This window comes from Mesorhizobium sp. 131-2-1 (genome assembly GCF_016756535.1).
Lineage (GTDB): Bacteria > Pseudomonadota > Alphaproteobacteria > Rhizobiales > Rhizobiaceae > Mesorhizobium.
Genome location: NZ_AP023247.1, coordinates 740,380 through 755,082 on the forward strand (window position 1 = coordinate 740,380; position 14,703 = coordinate 755,082).

Consider the following 14,703-nt stretch of genomic DNA (forward strand, 5'->3'; position numbering starts at 1 on the left):
CACAAAGGGCGGCTAGCGACACGATCTCCAGCGCCTCATTTCTTCCAACACCCCTCATCCGTCGCCTTCGGCGACACCTTCTCCCACAGGGGGAGAAGGGGGAGCCTACCTGTTCACCACCACATGCGGCGCGAACTTCCTGATCGCGTCGATCATGTCCTGGCCTGGTACGTCGAGCGAGGAGACCTCCATGTGCACGATGGTCTTGCCGAAGGGCAGGATCAGGTTCACCACATTGGCGGGCGCGTATTTGATGGCGTCGGGCGGCTCCTCGGTGAGCTCGAAATTGAGCATGGCCGAGCCCTTGCCGGAGGTGAGGCGCACGCTCCTCACCTTCGTCCACGGCACCAGCACGTCGCCGGCGCGAGCATCGCGGAAACCTCGGCTGTCCAGGACAACCTTGACCGAAGTGTCGAAGGCGCCGCGCGCGAGGAAGAAGCCGAGCGCCAGGCAGCCCGCCGCCAGCAGCGCGATGACCAGAACATGCCCGCCATCGGTGCCCGACGCGATGCCCTGCAGCGCGCCGAAGGCGAAGATCGCGCCGATCAGCAACGGCCCGAGCGCCGGGAAGATTTTTCCGGTGGCGCTGTTGTGGAGTTCGAGCGGCGCGGCCATCTTTTCGCGCTCATCGGGATGATTTCAAAAGCGTCCAGATCCAGCCGATGAAGGTCAGGACCAGGAACGGATAGCCGGCGGCGGGCAAGGGCGAGGAGGTCGGCAGCAGCGGCGCGCCCCAGAGGATCATGAAGGCCGAGACGGTGAACAGCAAAGCGGCGACGAGCCCGGTGAGCCGCATCCAGAGCGCGAAGGTGCTTGGCGCGCTGACCATGACGAGGCCCGCCGCCCAGAGCGCAATGCCGCCGGCATAGGACGGCACGCTGGCCTGCAGCCCAGCCGCATTGCCGGCCAGAAGCAGGCTCTCGCCGGCGAGGAAGGTGAGGAAGCCGGCAGCGACGAGGTCATTGCCGAGCCGCTGGTATTTCATCGTCAGCAGCGCCGCCGCCACGACGACGGCCACGCCGTCGATGGTCCACAGCGTTTCGCGCAGCGCATCGCTCGCCACGAAAGTGCCCGCCATCCCCAAGGCGCCGCCGATGGCGAGGCCGATTGCGGCGACGGTGTCCAGAGTGGAGCGCATGTGATGTCTCCCCAAGCCGCCTAAGGATACTGCAGGGCAGGGGGTTCTGAAAGGGTGGATGACCGGCGCCGGGACCCAGCGGCGCTGTCGCGGAGTTCGACGAGGATTCGGGAAGTTTCCGACTACTCGGCGGCAAGGGACGGCGGCGAGGCGATCGCATCCCCGTCATCCACATATGTGACACACAAGATGTTGGGGTCACAAAAGCTACGCAAACGAATCCTTGACGGCGCAAAACGAGTCGCCTTTTATAGGCCATGCGCCCCTGCTGAGCGCGCGACCGAAGAGTTTCGAGGCCGGTCTTTTTTCCCGGATTTTGTGCGTTTTCCCACATTTCTGCCTTGTTCACGAGGCCGGCGGAAACGTTGGGTTCGTTGGGGCCTGGGTGGCGAAAAGGGAGAGTTGTCGGACTGGGAAAAATACTCTGTTAACACTATAAGTAGTGTTTGCTGCCATCTCGAATTTGCGGTTAATGTGGCGGCACAAAAACGAATCACCCCGCCTTTTGGGCGGGGTGATATGACCGGGAGGCAGAATGGTTATGCGGCTCCCCTGCAAGGTTGCATAAGTCGGTTCGATTCCGACCCCGGTCTCACTGCACTCTGGACGGCCCATTGGGCCGTCCTTTTCTTTATTAGCGCCAAAGTTCCTGCAAAGCGAATCTCTTGTCGCAAGAGTCGCATAACACGATTCGACGCGCAACAATTTTAATGCAATTATAAACGTATTAAATTGCTAATGTGTCTTAAGCGTTATGTCTGAAAAACGGGGTCGAAAACGGAATGAGGCGGACACCGCTGCGTTTCGTGTTTCCGTACCAAAGAAGCTTCACGACTACCTACAACTCCTGGCACGCAATTCGTTCATTGGCGCTAACGTCGGTGAAGTCGCTGCATACATGATAACGCAGCAATCGCTTTTGATGATGCGGGAGAAGTTTCATGAACTCGATGTTCCTACGGATGGAAGCGCCCCCCATCCGTAGCCATGGAGAGACCGTGCGCGAGGATCGATAGCAGCCTCCAGCACCCATCCCACCGCGCAATTCGTGCGCCGAGATGACGGAAACCCGCTGCCCTCTGGCAACTGCACTGCTTTCGAAGACGACTATGAGCCGGGTAGATGCGTCCGGCCGGAGGCCGGACCGCTTAGTCCCCCATCTTCAGCGCCTGGATAAACGCCTCCTGGGGAATATCCACCTTGCCGAACTGACGCATCCGCTTCTTGCCCTCTTTCTGCTTGTCGAGCAGCTTGCGCTTGCGCGAGACGTCGCCGCCGTAGCATTTGGCGGTGACGTCCTTGCGCAGGGCCGAGACGGTCTCGCGGGCGATGATGCGGCCGCCGATGGCGGCCTGGATCGGGATCTTGAACAGATGCTGCGGGATCAGCTCCTTCAGCTTCTCGCACATCTGCCTTCCGCGCTTTTCCGCCGCCGTGCGGTGCACCAGCATGGAGAGCGCGTCGACCGGCTCGTCATTGACCAGGATCGACATCTTGACCAGGTCGCCCTCGCGATAGTCGGTCAGGTGATAGTCGAAGGAGGCGTAGCCCTTGGAGATCGACTTCAGCCGATCGTAGAAATCGAAGACGACTTCGTTGAGCGGCAAATCGTAGGTCAGCATGGCGCGTTTTCCTACGTAAGAAAGATCAGATTGGATGCCGCGCCTGTCCTGGCAGAGTTTCAGGATGCCGCCGAGATAGTCGTCGGGCGTCAAAATGGTGGCGCGGATCCACGGCTCCTCGATCGAGGCGATCTTGACCACGTCGGGCATGTCGGCCGGGTTGTGCAACTCCTTCACCGTGCCGTCGTTGAGGTTCATGCGGTAGACGACGGAAGGTGCTGTGGCGATGAGGTCGAGGTTGAACTCGCGCTCCAGCCGCTCCTGGATGATCTCCAGGTGCAGCAGGCCGAGGAAGCCGCAGCGGAAGCCGAAGCCGAGTGCTGCCGACGTCTCCATTTCATAGGAGAAGGAGGCGTCGTTGAGGCGCAGCTTGCCGACGGCGGCGCGCAGATCCTCGAAATCGGCGGCGTCTACCGGGAACAGGCCGCAGAACACCACCGGCTGCGCCGGCTTGAAGCCGGGGAGCGCCTTTGCCGTCGGGCGGCGGTCCTCGGTGATGGTATCGCCGACGCGGGTGTCGGCCACTTCCTTGATCGAGCCGGTGAAGAAGCCGAACTCGCCGGGGCCGAGCTCGTCGACATTGATGCGGGCGGGCGTGAAGACGCCGGTGCGCTCGACCAGGTATTTGGCGCCGGTGCCCATCATGCGGATGGTCTGGCCCTTCTTCAGCACGCCGTCGATGACGCGCACCAGAACGATGACGCCGAGATAGGCGTCGTACCAGCTGTCGACCAGCATCGCCTTCAGCGGCGCCGAGACGTCGCCCTCGCGCGGCGGCGGCAACTGGTGGACGATGGCTTCGAGCACATCCGGAATGCCGAGGCCGGTCTTGGCCGAGATCAGCACGGCGTTGGAGGCGTCGATGCCGATCACCTCCTCGACCTGCTCGCGGATGCGCTCGGGCTCGGCCGCCGGCAGGTCGACCTTGTTCAGCACCACGACGATCTCGTGGTTGTTGTCGATGGCCTGGTAGACATTGGCCAGCGTCTGCGCCTCGACGCCCTGGGAAGCGTCGACCACCAGCAGCGAGCCCTCGCAGGCGGCGAGCGAACGCGACACTTCGTAGGCGAAGTCGACATGGCCGGGCGTGTCGATGAGGTTGAGGATGTAGTCCTCGCCATTGTCGGCGCGGTATTTCAGCCGCACCGTCTGCGCCTTGATGGTGATGCCGCGCTCGCGCTCGATGTCCATCGAGTCCAGCACCTGCTCTTTCATGTCGCGCAGCTCCAGCCCGCCGGTGGACTGGATCAGCCGGTCGGCAAGCGTGGATTTGCCATGGTCGATATGGGCGACGATGGAGAAATTGCGGATGTGGTCGAGAGGCGTCGTCATGCGGCGCGCTTTAGCAGGGGCAGGGGTGAGGGGCAAGCTCAGCTCTTCTCCTTCTCCCCCTGTGGGAGAAGGTGTCGCCGAAGGCGACGGATGAGGGGTGCTCCAGAAAACACCAACCTCTCACTCCGCTGGAACACCCCTCATCCGTCTCGGCGCTGCGCGCCGATCCACCTTCTCCCACAAGGGGCCTGTTGCGTAGTTATCGGGGAGAGGCTTGCGGAGCGATTTCGCCGTTGGCTTTCGCTTTGCTTCTGGGATTGGGCTTCTGGTTGGGGGTTTAAGGGTGGTGGTCCGGCCCTTTGGCCGGTCGCTAGGCGCACCTATCCCGTGATGGCGGCCCATCGGCGCATGTTGAAGGCGATCGCTGCCATCGTCACCTGACCAGCAGCCTTGGCCAGTCCGACATAACGGATCGTGGTCAGCCTCATGCGGTTTTTGAGCGTGGCGAAGGTGGTCTCCACCGCCGCTCGCCGTCTGGCGATCAGACGATTGTAATGCTTGAGCCGCGCCGGCAGCGCATGATGCTTGTTGGGGCGGCGCGCAATGCGCACCTTCTTGCCCTCAGCCTTGAGCCGGGCACGGCGGGCATGGGTGTCATAGGCGGCATCCGCCCACACCGTCTTCTCGTCGCCGCAGATCAAGCGATCGGCCGGCACTGTGTCGTTGACGTTGGCCGGTGTAGTGATCACCGTGCGGATCAGGCCCGATCCCTCATCCACCCCGACATGAGCCTTGTAGCCGAAGGTGAGGCCGCCCTTGCCCTTGCGTGCGGTTATGCGAGCGTCTGCGTCCTTCGACACCCGCTCCGGCGTCGGCGGCGCCGAGACGGCATCGATCAGCGTGGCATCCAGCATCGTGCCACGCTTCAGGATCACACCGGCTTTCTCCAGCTGTCGGTCCAGTTCGCCAAACAGCTTCTCCATCAACCCTTCGCCGACAAGCAGATTGCGAAAGCGTGACAGCACCGTGTGATCGGGGATGCTCTCCTCAAGACCAAGCCCGACAAAGCGGCGGAACGACAACCGGTCGCCCAGCGCTTCCTCCAGTTCGCGATCCGACAGCCCATAGAGCGATTGCAGCAGCAGCGCCTTGAACAGCACCAGCGGCGGCCAGGCCGCGCGTCCCGGCCCGCCATCGCGCAGCGCGACAAGCAGCTTCTCGAAGCGGTACCACTTCACCAGACCAGACAGCCGATCGAGTGGCGAAGAGCCACCTGGAAGCTTGCTGCCAAGAAACGCCTCCGCCAAGCTCAACTGACCTGTCTGCTTCACCGCCATTGCGACTCTCCACGGCTTCCGCCCTCAGAGAATCACAACCAGCCAATTACGCAACAGGCCCACAAGGGGAGAAGGGGAGGCTCACAACCTGCCCTGCGCCTAAATAAGCCGCGCCTTAAGTATTAATCCACCAGTTTGGGGCATGATCCGCCGCTGCCTGGGCAGGCAAGGTTTTGGGGGACCTCGACAATGTTCGGATACGCAAGAGATTTCGTGCACTCGCGGCGCGGCTCGATGATGCCGGTGTTCGTCATCATCCTGACGCCGCTGCTGCTCGCCGTCGGCTTTTCGGTCGACTACACATCGGCGGTCGAGACGAAGAGTAACATGCAGAACGCGCTCGACGCGGCGATCCTGTCGATCACCACGCTGCCGACCACGACCAAGCTGGCCGACCGCGAGATTTCGCTGCAGCAGGCCTTCGCCGCCAATGGCGGGCAAGGCACCGCCAAGCTCGACAGCTTTGTCGTGGCCGCCGACGGCACCGCCACCGCCACGGCCTCGGCGCACTACCCGATGCCGACCAATTTCATGCAGATCGCCAGGATCGAGACGGTCCAGGTCGGCGTTGACGCGGCGGTGCGCAAGCGGCCGACGCTGGTGCAGACCACGTTCAGGGTCACGAAAGTGTCCGGCTACTGGAACAAGACGATGACGCTCTACGGCACCAAGTTCGGCGACAAGGTGGCCAAGCCGCTGATGACGATCACCTATGCCTACAACAATTTCGGCGACCCCAAGGGCTACGGCACCTCGATCGTCAGCACGATCAACGGCAGCACCACGACCAAGGTGCAGCAGCAGGTCTGCACGACCGCCACGGTGAAGAACTTCAACAGCCTGCCCAGCGGCGCGATCACGCAGACCAGCGGCAGCAAGAAGTATGTGACGATTTGCGCCGATACTTTCTATCCCAGCAACGGCGCCGGCGCGGTGATCGACGTCAGCCAGATGGACAACCTCTATCTGCAGATGGACGTGCCCTCGGGCAGCCCGAAGGTGCTGAAGTCCAACGATCCGACCACCTCGAACCGGCTCTATATCGGCACCAGCACCACCACCATGCCCGAAGTCGCGACCGGCCAGACGGTCGACATCTTCACCGCCGTGCCCTGCGGCCAGACCGGCTACCAGGCCTGGGAGGACGGCGGCAACCCGGTGCCGGCCGACGTCAGCAACGCCGACTTCTTCTACACCGTCCAGGGCAAGTGCGACTTCAACCAGCGGCCGTCCAACACGGTGCTGACGCAGTAGGGGGTGCTGCGCACTCCCCTTCTCCCCTTGTGGGAGAAGGTGGATCGGCGCGCAGCGCCGAGACGGATGAGGGGTGTTCCAGCGGAGTGAGACGTCGGCGTTCCCTGGAGCACCCCTCATCCGTCGCCTGCGGCGACACCTTCTCCCACAAGGGGAGAAGGAAGGACGCTCGCAGTCACAAACCGGTGAAGCCTGTAACGAAGCGCTCCGTGGCGGCGAAGTGGGGATGTAGCCCACCGCAACGGAGACTTTCTTCATGACCGGACCCAAGACATCGCTGGGCAGAGCGCTGCTCGCCGCCGCGGCGCTTGCCGCCATGCCGGCTGGCGCCTCCGCGCAGCCGCTGACGGTGGTCGAGCTGTTCACCAGCCAGGGCTGCTCGTCCTGCCCGCCGGCCAACGCCAACCTGATCAAGGTCAAGGACCAACCCGGCGTGCTGGCGCTGTCGTTTAACGTCACCTACTGGGACTATCTCGGCTGGAAGGACATTTTCGGCCGCGAGGAATTCACGCAGCGCCAGGTCAACTATGAGCCGTCGCTCGGCCGCTCCGGCCCGTTCACGCCGCAGGTGGTGGTGAATGGCGCGGCCGACGCGGTCGGCGCCCGGCCGGGCGAGATCGAGCAGCTGATCGCAGGCAGCGGCCAGACGCAAGGCCCTTCGCTGTCGCTCGACGGCGGCCGGATCAGCGTCGGCGCCGGCACGGCGCCGACGGGCGGCGCCGACATCTGGCTGGTGCGCTACCGGCAGGGCGTCGTCGACGTGCCTGTGGCGCGCGGCGAAAACAGCGGCCGCACGCTGCCGCACGCCAATGTCGTGCACGCGCTGCAAAAACTCGGCCGCTGGAACGGCGCGGCGACGACGCTGCCGCTGCCGGCCGATGGCGACGGCTTGAGCACCGCGGTGCTGCTGCAGTCGCCCGGCGGCGGGCCGATCCTCGCCGCGGCCACCAACTGATCATCCAGATTGCGCAACGCCGCATGAGCGGCGCCGCACCCACCGGCCGCATTTGGCGCGCCACCCAAACAGGAGACTTGCATGACCCGTTCCTCCCGCCTGACGGCACTCGCCCTGGCCTTCTCGGCCACGCTTCTTGCCGGCGGCATGGCGCGCGCCGAAGATGCGATGAAGCCGGCCAATGCCATGGCGACCGACGCCATGAAGCCGGCGACGGATGCGATGAAGCCCGCGACCGATGCCATGAAGCCGGCCGGCGCGATGGCCACGGATGCGATGAGCACGCAGGCGATGAAGCCGGCCGATGCGATGAAGCCGGCGACGGACGCCATGAAACCTGCGGATGCGATGGCGGCCGATCCGATGAAGCCCGTCGACCCGATGGCCTCGACCGACGCCATGAAACCGGCGGATGCGATGGCGCCGGCGCAGTGAAACAATCGCAAAGGGCGCTCCCCCTGTGGGGGAGCGCCGTCGCGAACAAGAGCCGCCCCACGGCAAATTGAGAACCCCCTGGTGGCTTCGGTCGTATATATTGGAACAACAATAAGGAGACCCGACATGACCGCAATTCGACAGCAGGGGCGATCGTCGACCTTCGCCAAGGGCGCGCTTGCCGCGCTGATCCTGACAGTCGCTGCCGCTGCCTTCTGGCAGACGCCGGCCGTCTCGGCCGAGGACGCGGTGGTGATCCCGCCGCCGGCTTTGGACGAGAAGGCAGCGAGCGGCAGCGAGACGGCCGTCTTCGCCGGCGGCTGCTTCTGGGGCGTGCAGGGCGTGTTCCAGCACGTCAAGGGCGTGACCAAAGCCGTTTCCGGCTATACCGGCGGCAGCGCCGAAAACGCCGTCTACGAAACTGTCGGCACCGGGCGCACCGGGCACGCGGAATCGGTCGAGATCACCTACGATCCGTCACAGGTGACCTATGGCCAGCTGCTGCAGGTCTATTTCTCGGTCGCGCACAATCCGACGCAGCTCAACTACCAGGGACCGGACCACGGCACGCAGTACCGCTCGACGATCTTCGCCGAGAACGACCAACAGAAGCAGATCGCCGAGAGCTACATCGCCCAGCTCGACAAGGCCAAGGTGTTTTCCGCGCCGATCGTCACCACGCTGGAGACCGGCAAGACCTTCTATCCGGCCGAGGACTACCACCAGGATTTCCTGACCCTGAACCCGACCTATCCCTACATCGTCTACAACGACCTGCCGAAGGTGGCGAATTTGAAGACGCTGTTCCCCAAGCTCTACAGCGAAACGCCGGTGCTGGTGCTGGCGAGCAGCAAGAGCTGAGGGGGTGGATCGGGCAGTAGCCCATTTTGCAGCATGGTGCCTTGGAGGTTAGCCGAGACGTTCCTCCGTTCGGGGAAGCGCGAAGGCAACATCTCCTGCGCCTCAATCGTACGTCAAATCCGTCGCCTTCCCGCCGAACACCCGGTAGGCATAAAACGAATAGAAGATGATGATCGGCAGCACGACGACGACGCCGACCAGGATCACCACGAGGCTTTCCGGCGCAGACGCCGCCTGCCAGATGGTCAACTTGTCGGGCACGACGAAGGGGTAGAACGACCAGGCGAGGCCGGCGAAGCCGAGCGCGAAGATGGCGGCCAAGGTCAGGAAGGGCGTCAGCGCGTGGCGGTCGTCCGGTTTCGGCAGATGGAAGGTCTGCCGCCACAGCCAGACGAACAGCAGCGCCGACAGGATCGGCAGCGGCGACAGATAGAGGATCTCCGGAAAGAGGAACCATTTGTCGAAGATGCGTGGGCTGGCGAAGGGCGTGGCCAGCGACACCGCGACCATGCCGAGCGCCGCCAGCACCAGCGCGGTACGCAGCCAGCGCACCGCCTTCCTCTGCAATTCGCCCTCGGTCTTGTAGATCAGCCAGGCGGCGCCCATCGCCGCGTAGGCGGCCGACAGGCAGAGCGCGACCAGCGCGCCGAAGGCGATGCCGCCGAGGCCGACATCGAGGCCGAGCACATAGACGCCGAGCATATAGCCCTGCGCCAGCGAGGCGACGGCCGAGCCGAGGAAGAAGATGCGGTTCCAGCGATGCTTGCTGCCGGCCGGCACCTTGGCGCGGAAATCGAAGGCGACGCCGCGCAGGATCAAGCCGACCAAAAGCACGAAGACCGGGATGTAGAGCGCGCTGAGGATCGTGCCGTGCGCCAGCGGGAAGGCGACCAGCAGCAGGCCGACGGCCAGCACCAGCCAGGTCTCGTTGGCGTCCCAGAACGGGCCGATGGCCGCGATCATCGTGTCCTGCTCGTGGTCGTCGGCGGCGGCGAACAGGATGCCGATGCCGAGGTCGAAGCCGTCGAGGATGACGTAGATCAGGATGGCGAGGCCCATCAGGCCGGCGAAGATGAGGGGGAGCGCGGTTGGCCAGTCGTAGCTCATGTCACTCTCCTGCAGCCGGCTGCGACATGGCCGCGTTCATGACGCCCGGCAGCGGCGAGGCGTCGCCATCCTTGGCCGCCTTCAGCGCCAGGTGCACCAGCACGCCGAGATAGGCGATCAGCAAAAGCACATAGAGGATGAGATAGATGGCAAGCGTCAGCGCGACATGGCTGCCGGCGACCGGGCCGACGGCATCGGCGGTCTTCAGGACGCCGGTGACCAGCCAGGGCTGGCGGCCGATCTCGGTGGTGTACCAGCCGGCCAATGTCGCCACCCAGCCGGAGATGGTCATCGGCACCATGATGAGCGCCAGCGGCTTCGGCAGGCTGTGGCGGCGCTTGAGGAAGAAGGCAGCCGACCAGGAGACGATCAGCATCAGGATGCCGGTGCCGACCATGATGCGGAAACCCCAGAACACCGGGAAGACCGGCGGGTGGTTGCCGGGATAGTCGTTGAGGCCGGGCACGACGCCGCTGGTGCTGTGCCTGAGCACAACGCTGGCGCCGTCGGGGATGGCGATCTCGAACCTGTTTTCCTTCGCCGCCTCGTCGGGCAGCGCGAACAGCACCAGCGGCACGTTGGGGCCGGTGTTCCAGTTGGCCTCCATGGCGGCGATCTTCTGCGGCTGGTGCTCCAACGTGTTCAGCCCATGCTGGTCGCCGGCGAAGATCTGGATCGGGATCAGGATGGCGGCGGTGAAGACGCCGGTGCGCAGCGCCTTCCACATCGATTCCGAACGGTCGCCGCTGAGGTAGCGCAGCGCCGACAGGCCGGCGATGAGGAAGGAGACCGTCAAGCCCGAGGCGAGCAGCATGTGGACGAGGCGGTAGGGCATCGACGGATTGAAGACGATCGCCCACCAGTCGACGGCATGCGCCTTGCCGTCGCGCATCTCGAAGCCGGCCGGCGTCTGCATCCAGGAATTGAGCGCGATGATCCAGAAGGCCGAGACGGTGGTGCCGCCAGCGACCAGCACGGTAGCCAGAGTGTGGATGCGGTTGGAGACGCGGCGGAAGCCGAACAGCATGATGCCGAGGAAGGCGGCCTCGAGAAAGAAGGCGGTGAGGATCTCATAGGCGAGCAGCGGGCCGGCGATGTTGCCGACGGTTTCCATGTAGCCCGGCCAGTTGGTGCCGAACTGGAAGCTCATGGTGACGCCCGACACCACGCCCATGGCGAAGGACAGAGCGAACACCTTCACCCAGGTGAAATAGGCGCGCATCCAGGCGGAATCGCCGGTCCTGTTGTAGCGCAGCTTGAAGAACAGCAGCACCCAGCCAAGTGCAATGGTGATCGCCGGAAACAGGATATGGAACGAGATGTTCGCGCCGAACTGGATGCGCGACAGGATGAGCGGGTCCATGGCGGGCTCCGGCTGCTGTTTCTTCCTGGAGAATAGGACGCGGACGCGGTCCGGTCAAAGCGGCGCGGCGTCACGCGGGGCGCGTTGTCGCAGCAGTTCGTGCGAAAGCGTCAGGGGAATGATTGTCCAGAAATGTCAGGAGCGGCATTGACTTCCGGCCGCGCGCACCGACATTCAGCGCAATAAAATCCTCCCGCCCCTTTCAAGCAGCCGTTTTCAGACCATGCCGTCCATCATTTCCATCTCCGGCGTGACCAAGACCTACGCCACCGGTTTCAAGGCCTTGAAGGAGATCAACCTCGACATCGAGCGCGGCGAGATCTTCGCGCTGCTCGGACCGAACGGCGCCGGCAAGACGACGCTGATCTCGATCGTCTGCGGCATCGTCAACCGCTCGTCGGGCACGGTCACGGTCGACGGCCACGACATCAGCAAGAATTATCGCGCCGCGCGCAGCCTGATCGGGCTGGTGCCGCAGGAGCTGACCATCGACGCCTTCGAGACCGTCTGGGCGACGGTCAACTACAGCCGCGGCCTGTTCGGCAAGCCGACCAACCATGCCTTCGTCGAGAAGGTGCTGCGCGACCTCTCACTGTGGGAGAAGAAGGACGCCAAGGCGATCACGCTTTCGGGCGGCATGAAGCGCCGGCTGATGATCGCCAAGGCGCTGTCGCACGAGCCGCGCGTGCTGTTCCTCGACGAGCCGACGGCCGGCGTCGACGTCGAACTGCGCCAGGACATGTGGGCGATGGTGCGCCGGCTGCGCGAGGACGGCGTGACCATCATCCTCACCACCCACTATATCGAGGAAGCCGAGGCGATGGCCGACCGCGTCGGCGTCATCAACCGCGGCGAGATCGTCCTGGTCGACGACAAGGCCGAGCTGATGCGCAAGCTCGGCCGCAAGCGGTTGACGCTGGAGCTGCGCAGTCCGCTTGCCGCCGTTCCCGAGGCCATCTCGCGTTACGCGCTGGAGCTGTCGCCCGATGGCGGGCGATTGACCTACACCTATGACAACCAGAGCGACCGGCCGGGCGTCGCCTCGCTGATCCGCGACCTCGAGGCGGCCGGCATCCAGTTCCGCGACATCGAGACGGAGAACAGCTCGCTGGAGGAGATCTTCGTCAGTCTGTTGAGGCAAGAGCCATGAATTTTCGCGCGGTATGGGCGATCTACCGAATGGAGATGGCGCGCGCGCTGCGCACCGTGCTGCAGAGCATCATCTCGCCGGTGCTGTCGACCTCGCTCTACTTCGTCGTCTTCGGCTCGGCGATCGGCTCGCGCATCACCGAGATCGACGGCATCAGCTACGGCGCCTTCATCGTGCCGGGGCTGATCATGCTGTCGCTTTTGACGCAGTCGATCTCCAACGCCTCCTTCGCCATCTATTTCCCGAAATTCGTCGGCTCGATCTACGAGCTGCTGTCGGCGCCGGTCTCCTATCTGGAGATCGTGCTGGCCTATGTCGGGGGTGCGGCGACCAAGTCGATCATCCTCGGCCTGATCATCCTCGCCACCGCCTCGCTGTTCGTGCCGCTGCACATCGAACACCCGTTCTGGATGATCGCCTTCCTGGTGCTGACGGCGGTGACGTTCAGCCTGTTCGGCTTCATCATCGGCATCTGGGCGAAGAGCTTCGAGCAGCTGCAGCTGGTGCCGCTGTTGATCATCACGCCGCTGACCTTCCTCGGCGGCAGCTTCTATTCGATCAACATGCTGCCCGGCATCTGGCGCACGGTGACGCTGTTCAATCCGGTCGTCTACCTGATCAGCGGGTTCCGCTGGAGCTTTTACGGCAAGTCGGATGTCTCGGTCGGCATCAGCCTCGGCATGACGGTCGTGTTCCTGGCTATCTGCATCGCGATCGTCGCCTGGATTTTCCGCACCGGGTATCGGTTGAGGAACTGACGAGCAACGTCACCTTTTTCGCGCGTCAGGTCCGCTGAGATTCAGGTCAGGCCGAGCCGAAAATGGTGGTCTCCGAGAACCGGAGCGGAGCGTACTGAGGTACGTGAGCACCGGAAGCGCAGGAGACCGCCATTTGCAGGCCGGCATCACCTGAATATCGACGGACCTAGATCGCCTTCACCAGCCGCAGCAGGCCAAGCATCTCGACAAAAGTCCCCTTGCGGAACGCGACATAGGTCGGCTGTTCCTGGCCGTGGAAACGGCGCTTGAACGCCGCCTGGCCCTGCAGGTTGAACTTCGAACGATTGATCCAGGCGGACGCGTAGGCGCGCTGGAATGTGCCGCGCCAGAAGCTCGATTCGGCGAAGCCGCTGGCTTCGATGTCGACCAGCGGCGACAGGCCCAGCGTGACGACGGAAATGCCTTCCTCGCGAAAACGGTCGACGGCGAATTTGGTCAGGCCGATCTCGGCGTGAGGCGTGGCGTCGATATGCTTGCGCTTGAAGGCGGTCGTGTAGCCGATAACCTTGCCGTCGCTGAACAGCGGATCGAAATCGAGCAGGGCGACCAGCTCGCCATCCGGCCCACGCAGCACGAAACGGCGCATGTCGGCGCCGAGATGATCGGCGAAGGGCCGGTTGAGGAAGCCCATCTCCCAGCGCTTGACGATGCGCTCGCCGCGCCAGTTCTCGGACAGCCTGGCGATCTCGTCGAGGAAGATGTTGCGCCTGTCCTCCTCGAAGGAATAGCCCTTCTTCGACAGCCAGCGCTCCGAATAGCGCACCGTCTCGTTGCGCTTGCCGGAGAAGTCATGCGCGGGCAGGACGAGCCTTGTGTCGATACCCAGGCGGTTGACCTGGTAGCCGAGCCCGGCCAGCACCCGCGCGGTTTCGGCGCCGATCTGCACGAACCAGGGACCGCCGGCGGCTTCGACGAAGCGCTTGATGTAGCCGGGGCGGTCAGACGGATGCACCACCGGATCGCCCAGCGCGAAATGGTGCTTCATCTTGGTACCGAAGGCGATGTAGCCGTCGCCGTCGCTGAAATAGGACAGTTTCTGCTGCACGGCGGTGGAGTAGGCGAGCGAGAAGTCGCCATGCCGGCGCACCAGCGCCAGGCGCTCGAGATGCGTCAGCTCGCGCCGCGGGACCTTGGGTGCTGCGTCTTCGAGAAACCTGTCAATGTAGATGCGCAAGGAGGGCATGAGGTTCCGCGTGCCGATAGATGGAGACCCGTCGACGCACAGGGCCCGAATCAGTCGCCTTGGTGCGGCCATTGATACCGCGCAGGCGCCATATAGGATGCAATCGGCGCCGACAGAAGGGCAAATCTCGGCCAAATGGTGGCAGGCGAACAGCGCGCCATGCGCCCTCATCGGCCAGATCGGCCTGCACCTTGTGGTGGCAGGCTTGGCGGTGGTTCAGCGTGCCGGATAGGGGCACGCGACTGTT

Annotated in this window: 13 protein-coding genes and 1 tRNA gene; 7 read left to right on the forward strand and 7 right to left on the reverse strand. The window is 63.9% G+C overall.

Features of this window, described 5'->3' with window-relative positions; all coding sequences use genetic code 11:
* Positions 1–105: 105 nt before the first annotated feature.
* Together JG743_RS03500 and JG743_RS03505 are read right to left on the reverse strand one after the other, a co-directional pair.
* Entirely contained in the window at positions 106–615 is a 510-nt protein-coding gene (locus JG743_RS03500; protein WP_202298398.1) for a hypothetical protein, read from the reverse strand.
* 10 nt (positions 616–625) lie between these two features.
* Complete coding sequence (locus JG743_RS03505; RefSeq protein ID WP_202298400.1) at positions 626–1,138, reverse strand: hypothetical protein; 513 nt, start codon at positions 1,136–1,138, stop codon at positions 626–628.
* A 521-nt stretch (positions 1,139–1,659) separates the two neighbouring features.
* Here JG743_RS03505 and JG743_RS03510 point away from each other — a divergent pair.
* A tRNA-Cys gene (locus JG743_RS03510) sits at positions 1,660–1,731 on the forward strand.
* A 555-nt stretch (positions 1,732–2,286) separates the two neighbouring features.
* On the opposite strand, the gene lepA is transcribed toward JG743_RS03510, so the two are convergent.
* On the reverse strand, positions 2,287–4,092 hold the full coding sequence (gene lepA, locus JG743_RS03515; RefSeq protein WP_202298402.1) for a translation elongation factor 4: 1,806 nt from the start codon (positions 4,090–4,092) through the stop codon (positions 2,287–2,289).
* 320 nt (positions 4,093–4,412) lie between these two features.
* A complete protein-coding gene (locus tag JG743_RS03520) occupies positions 4,413–5,369 on the reverse strand; it encodes an IS5 family transposase (RefSeq protein ID WP_202298404.1) in 957 nt (318 codons plus the stop codon).
* 189 nt (positions 5,370–5,558) lie between these two features.
* On the opposite strand from JG743_RS03520, the gene JG743_RS03525 reads away from it, so the two are divergent.
* From JG743_RS03525 to msrA, 4 genes are all read left to right on the forward strand, one after another.
* Positions 5,559–6,623 carry a TadE/TadG family type IV pilus assembly protein gene (locus JG743_RS03525; RefSeq protein WP_202298406.1) on the forward strand — a complete coding sequence of 355 codons (1,065 nt, stop codon included), beginning with the start codon at positions 5,559–5,561 and terminating at the stop codon, positions 6,621–6,623.
* Between the two features lie 256 nt (positions 6,624–6,879).
* On the forward strand, positions 6,880–7,578 hold the full coding sequence (locus JG743_RS03530; RefSeq protein ID WP_202298408.1) for a DUF1223 domain-containing protein: 699 nt from the start codon (positions 6,880–6,882) through the stop codon (positions 7,576–7,578).
* A gap of 81 nt (positions 7,579–7,659) precedes the next feature.
* Positions 7,660–8,013 (forward strand): hypothetical protein, encoded by a 354-nt coding sequence (locus tag JG743_RS03535; RefSeq protein WP_202298410.1) that lies wholly within the window; start codon positions 7,660–7,662, stop codon positions 8,011–8,013.
* A gap of 126 nt (positions 8,014–8,139) precedes the next feature.
* Positions 8,140–8,874 (forward strand): peptide-methionine (S)-S-oxide reductase MsrA, encoded by a 735-nt coding sequence (gene msrA / locus JG743_RS03540; RefSeq protein ID WP_202298412.1) that lies wholly within the window; start codon positions 8,140–8,142, stop codon positions 8,872–8,874.
* A 102-nt stretch (positions 8,875–8,976) separates the two neighbouring features.
* Here the strand turns inward: msrA and JG743_RS03545 are convergent, their stop codons facing one another.
* Both JG743_RS03545 and JG743_RS03550 read right to left on the reverse strand, forming a co-directional pair.
* The gene (locus JG743_RS03545; protein ID WP_202298414.1) at positions 8,977–9,981 is read right to left on the reverse strand and encodes a cytochrome d ubiquinol oxidase subunit II; all 1,005 of its coding nucleotides are present in this window, start codon (positions 9,979–9,981) and stop codon (positions 8,977–8,979) included.
* Position 9,982: 1 nt separating this feature from the next.
* Complete coding sequence (locus tag JG743_RS03550; RefSeq protein ID WP_202298416.1) at positions 9,983–11,344, reverse strand: cytochrome ubiquinol oxidase subunit I; 1,362 nt, start codon at positions 11,342–11,344, stop codon at positions 9,983–9,985.
* 223 nt (positions 11,345–11,567) lie between these two features.
* Between JG743_RS03550 and JG743_RS03555 the strand changes: the two genes are divergently transcribed.
* A complete protein-coding gene (locus JG743_RS03555) occupies positions 11,568–12,494 on the forward strand; it encodes an ABC transporter ATP-binding protein (protein ID WP_202298418.1) in 927 nt (308 codons plus the stop codon).
* A complete protein-coding gene (locus JG743_RS03560) occupies positions 12,491–13,252 on the forward strand; it encodes an ABC transporter permease (RefSeq protein WP_202298420.1) in 762 nt (253 codons plus the stop codon). Before JG743_RS03555 ends, JG743_RS03560 begins: the two co-directional genes overlap by 4 nt.
* A gap of 166 nt (positions 13,253–13,418) precedes the next feature.
* On the opposite strand, the gene JG743_RS03565 is transcribed toward JG743_RS03560, so the two are convergent.
* The gene (locus JG743_RS03565; RefSeq protein ID WP_202298422.1) at positions 13,419–14,456 is read right to left on the reverse strand and encodes a phosphatidylglycerol lysyltransferase domain-containing protein; all 1,038 of its coding nucleotides are present in this window, start codon (positions 14,454–14,456) and stop codon (positions 13,419–13,421) included.
* Positions 14,457–14,703 lie beyond the last annotated feature (247 nt).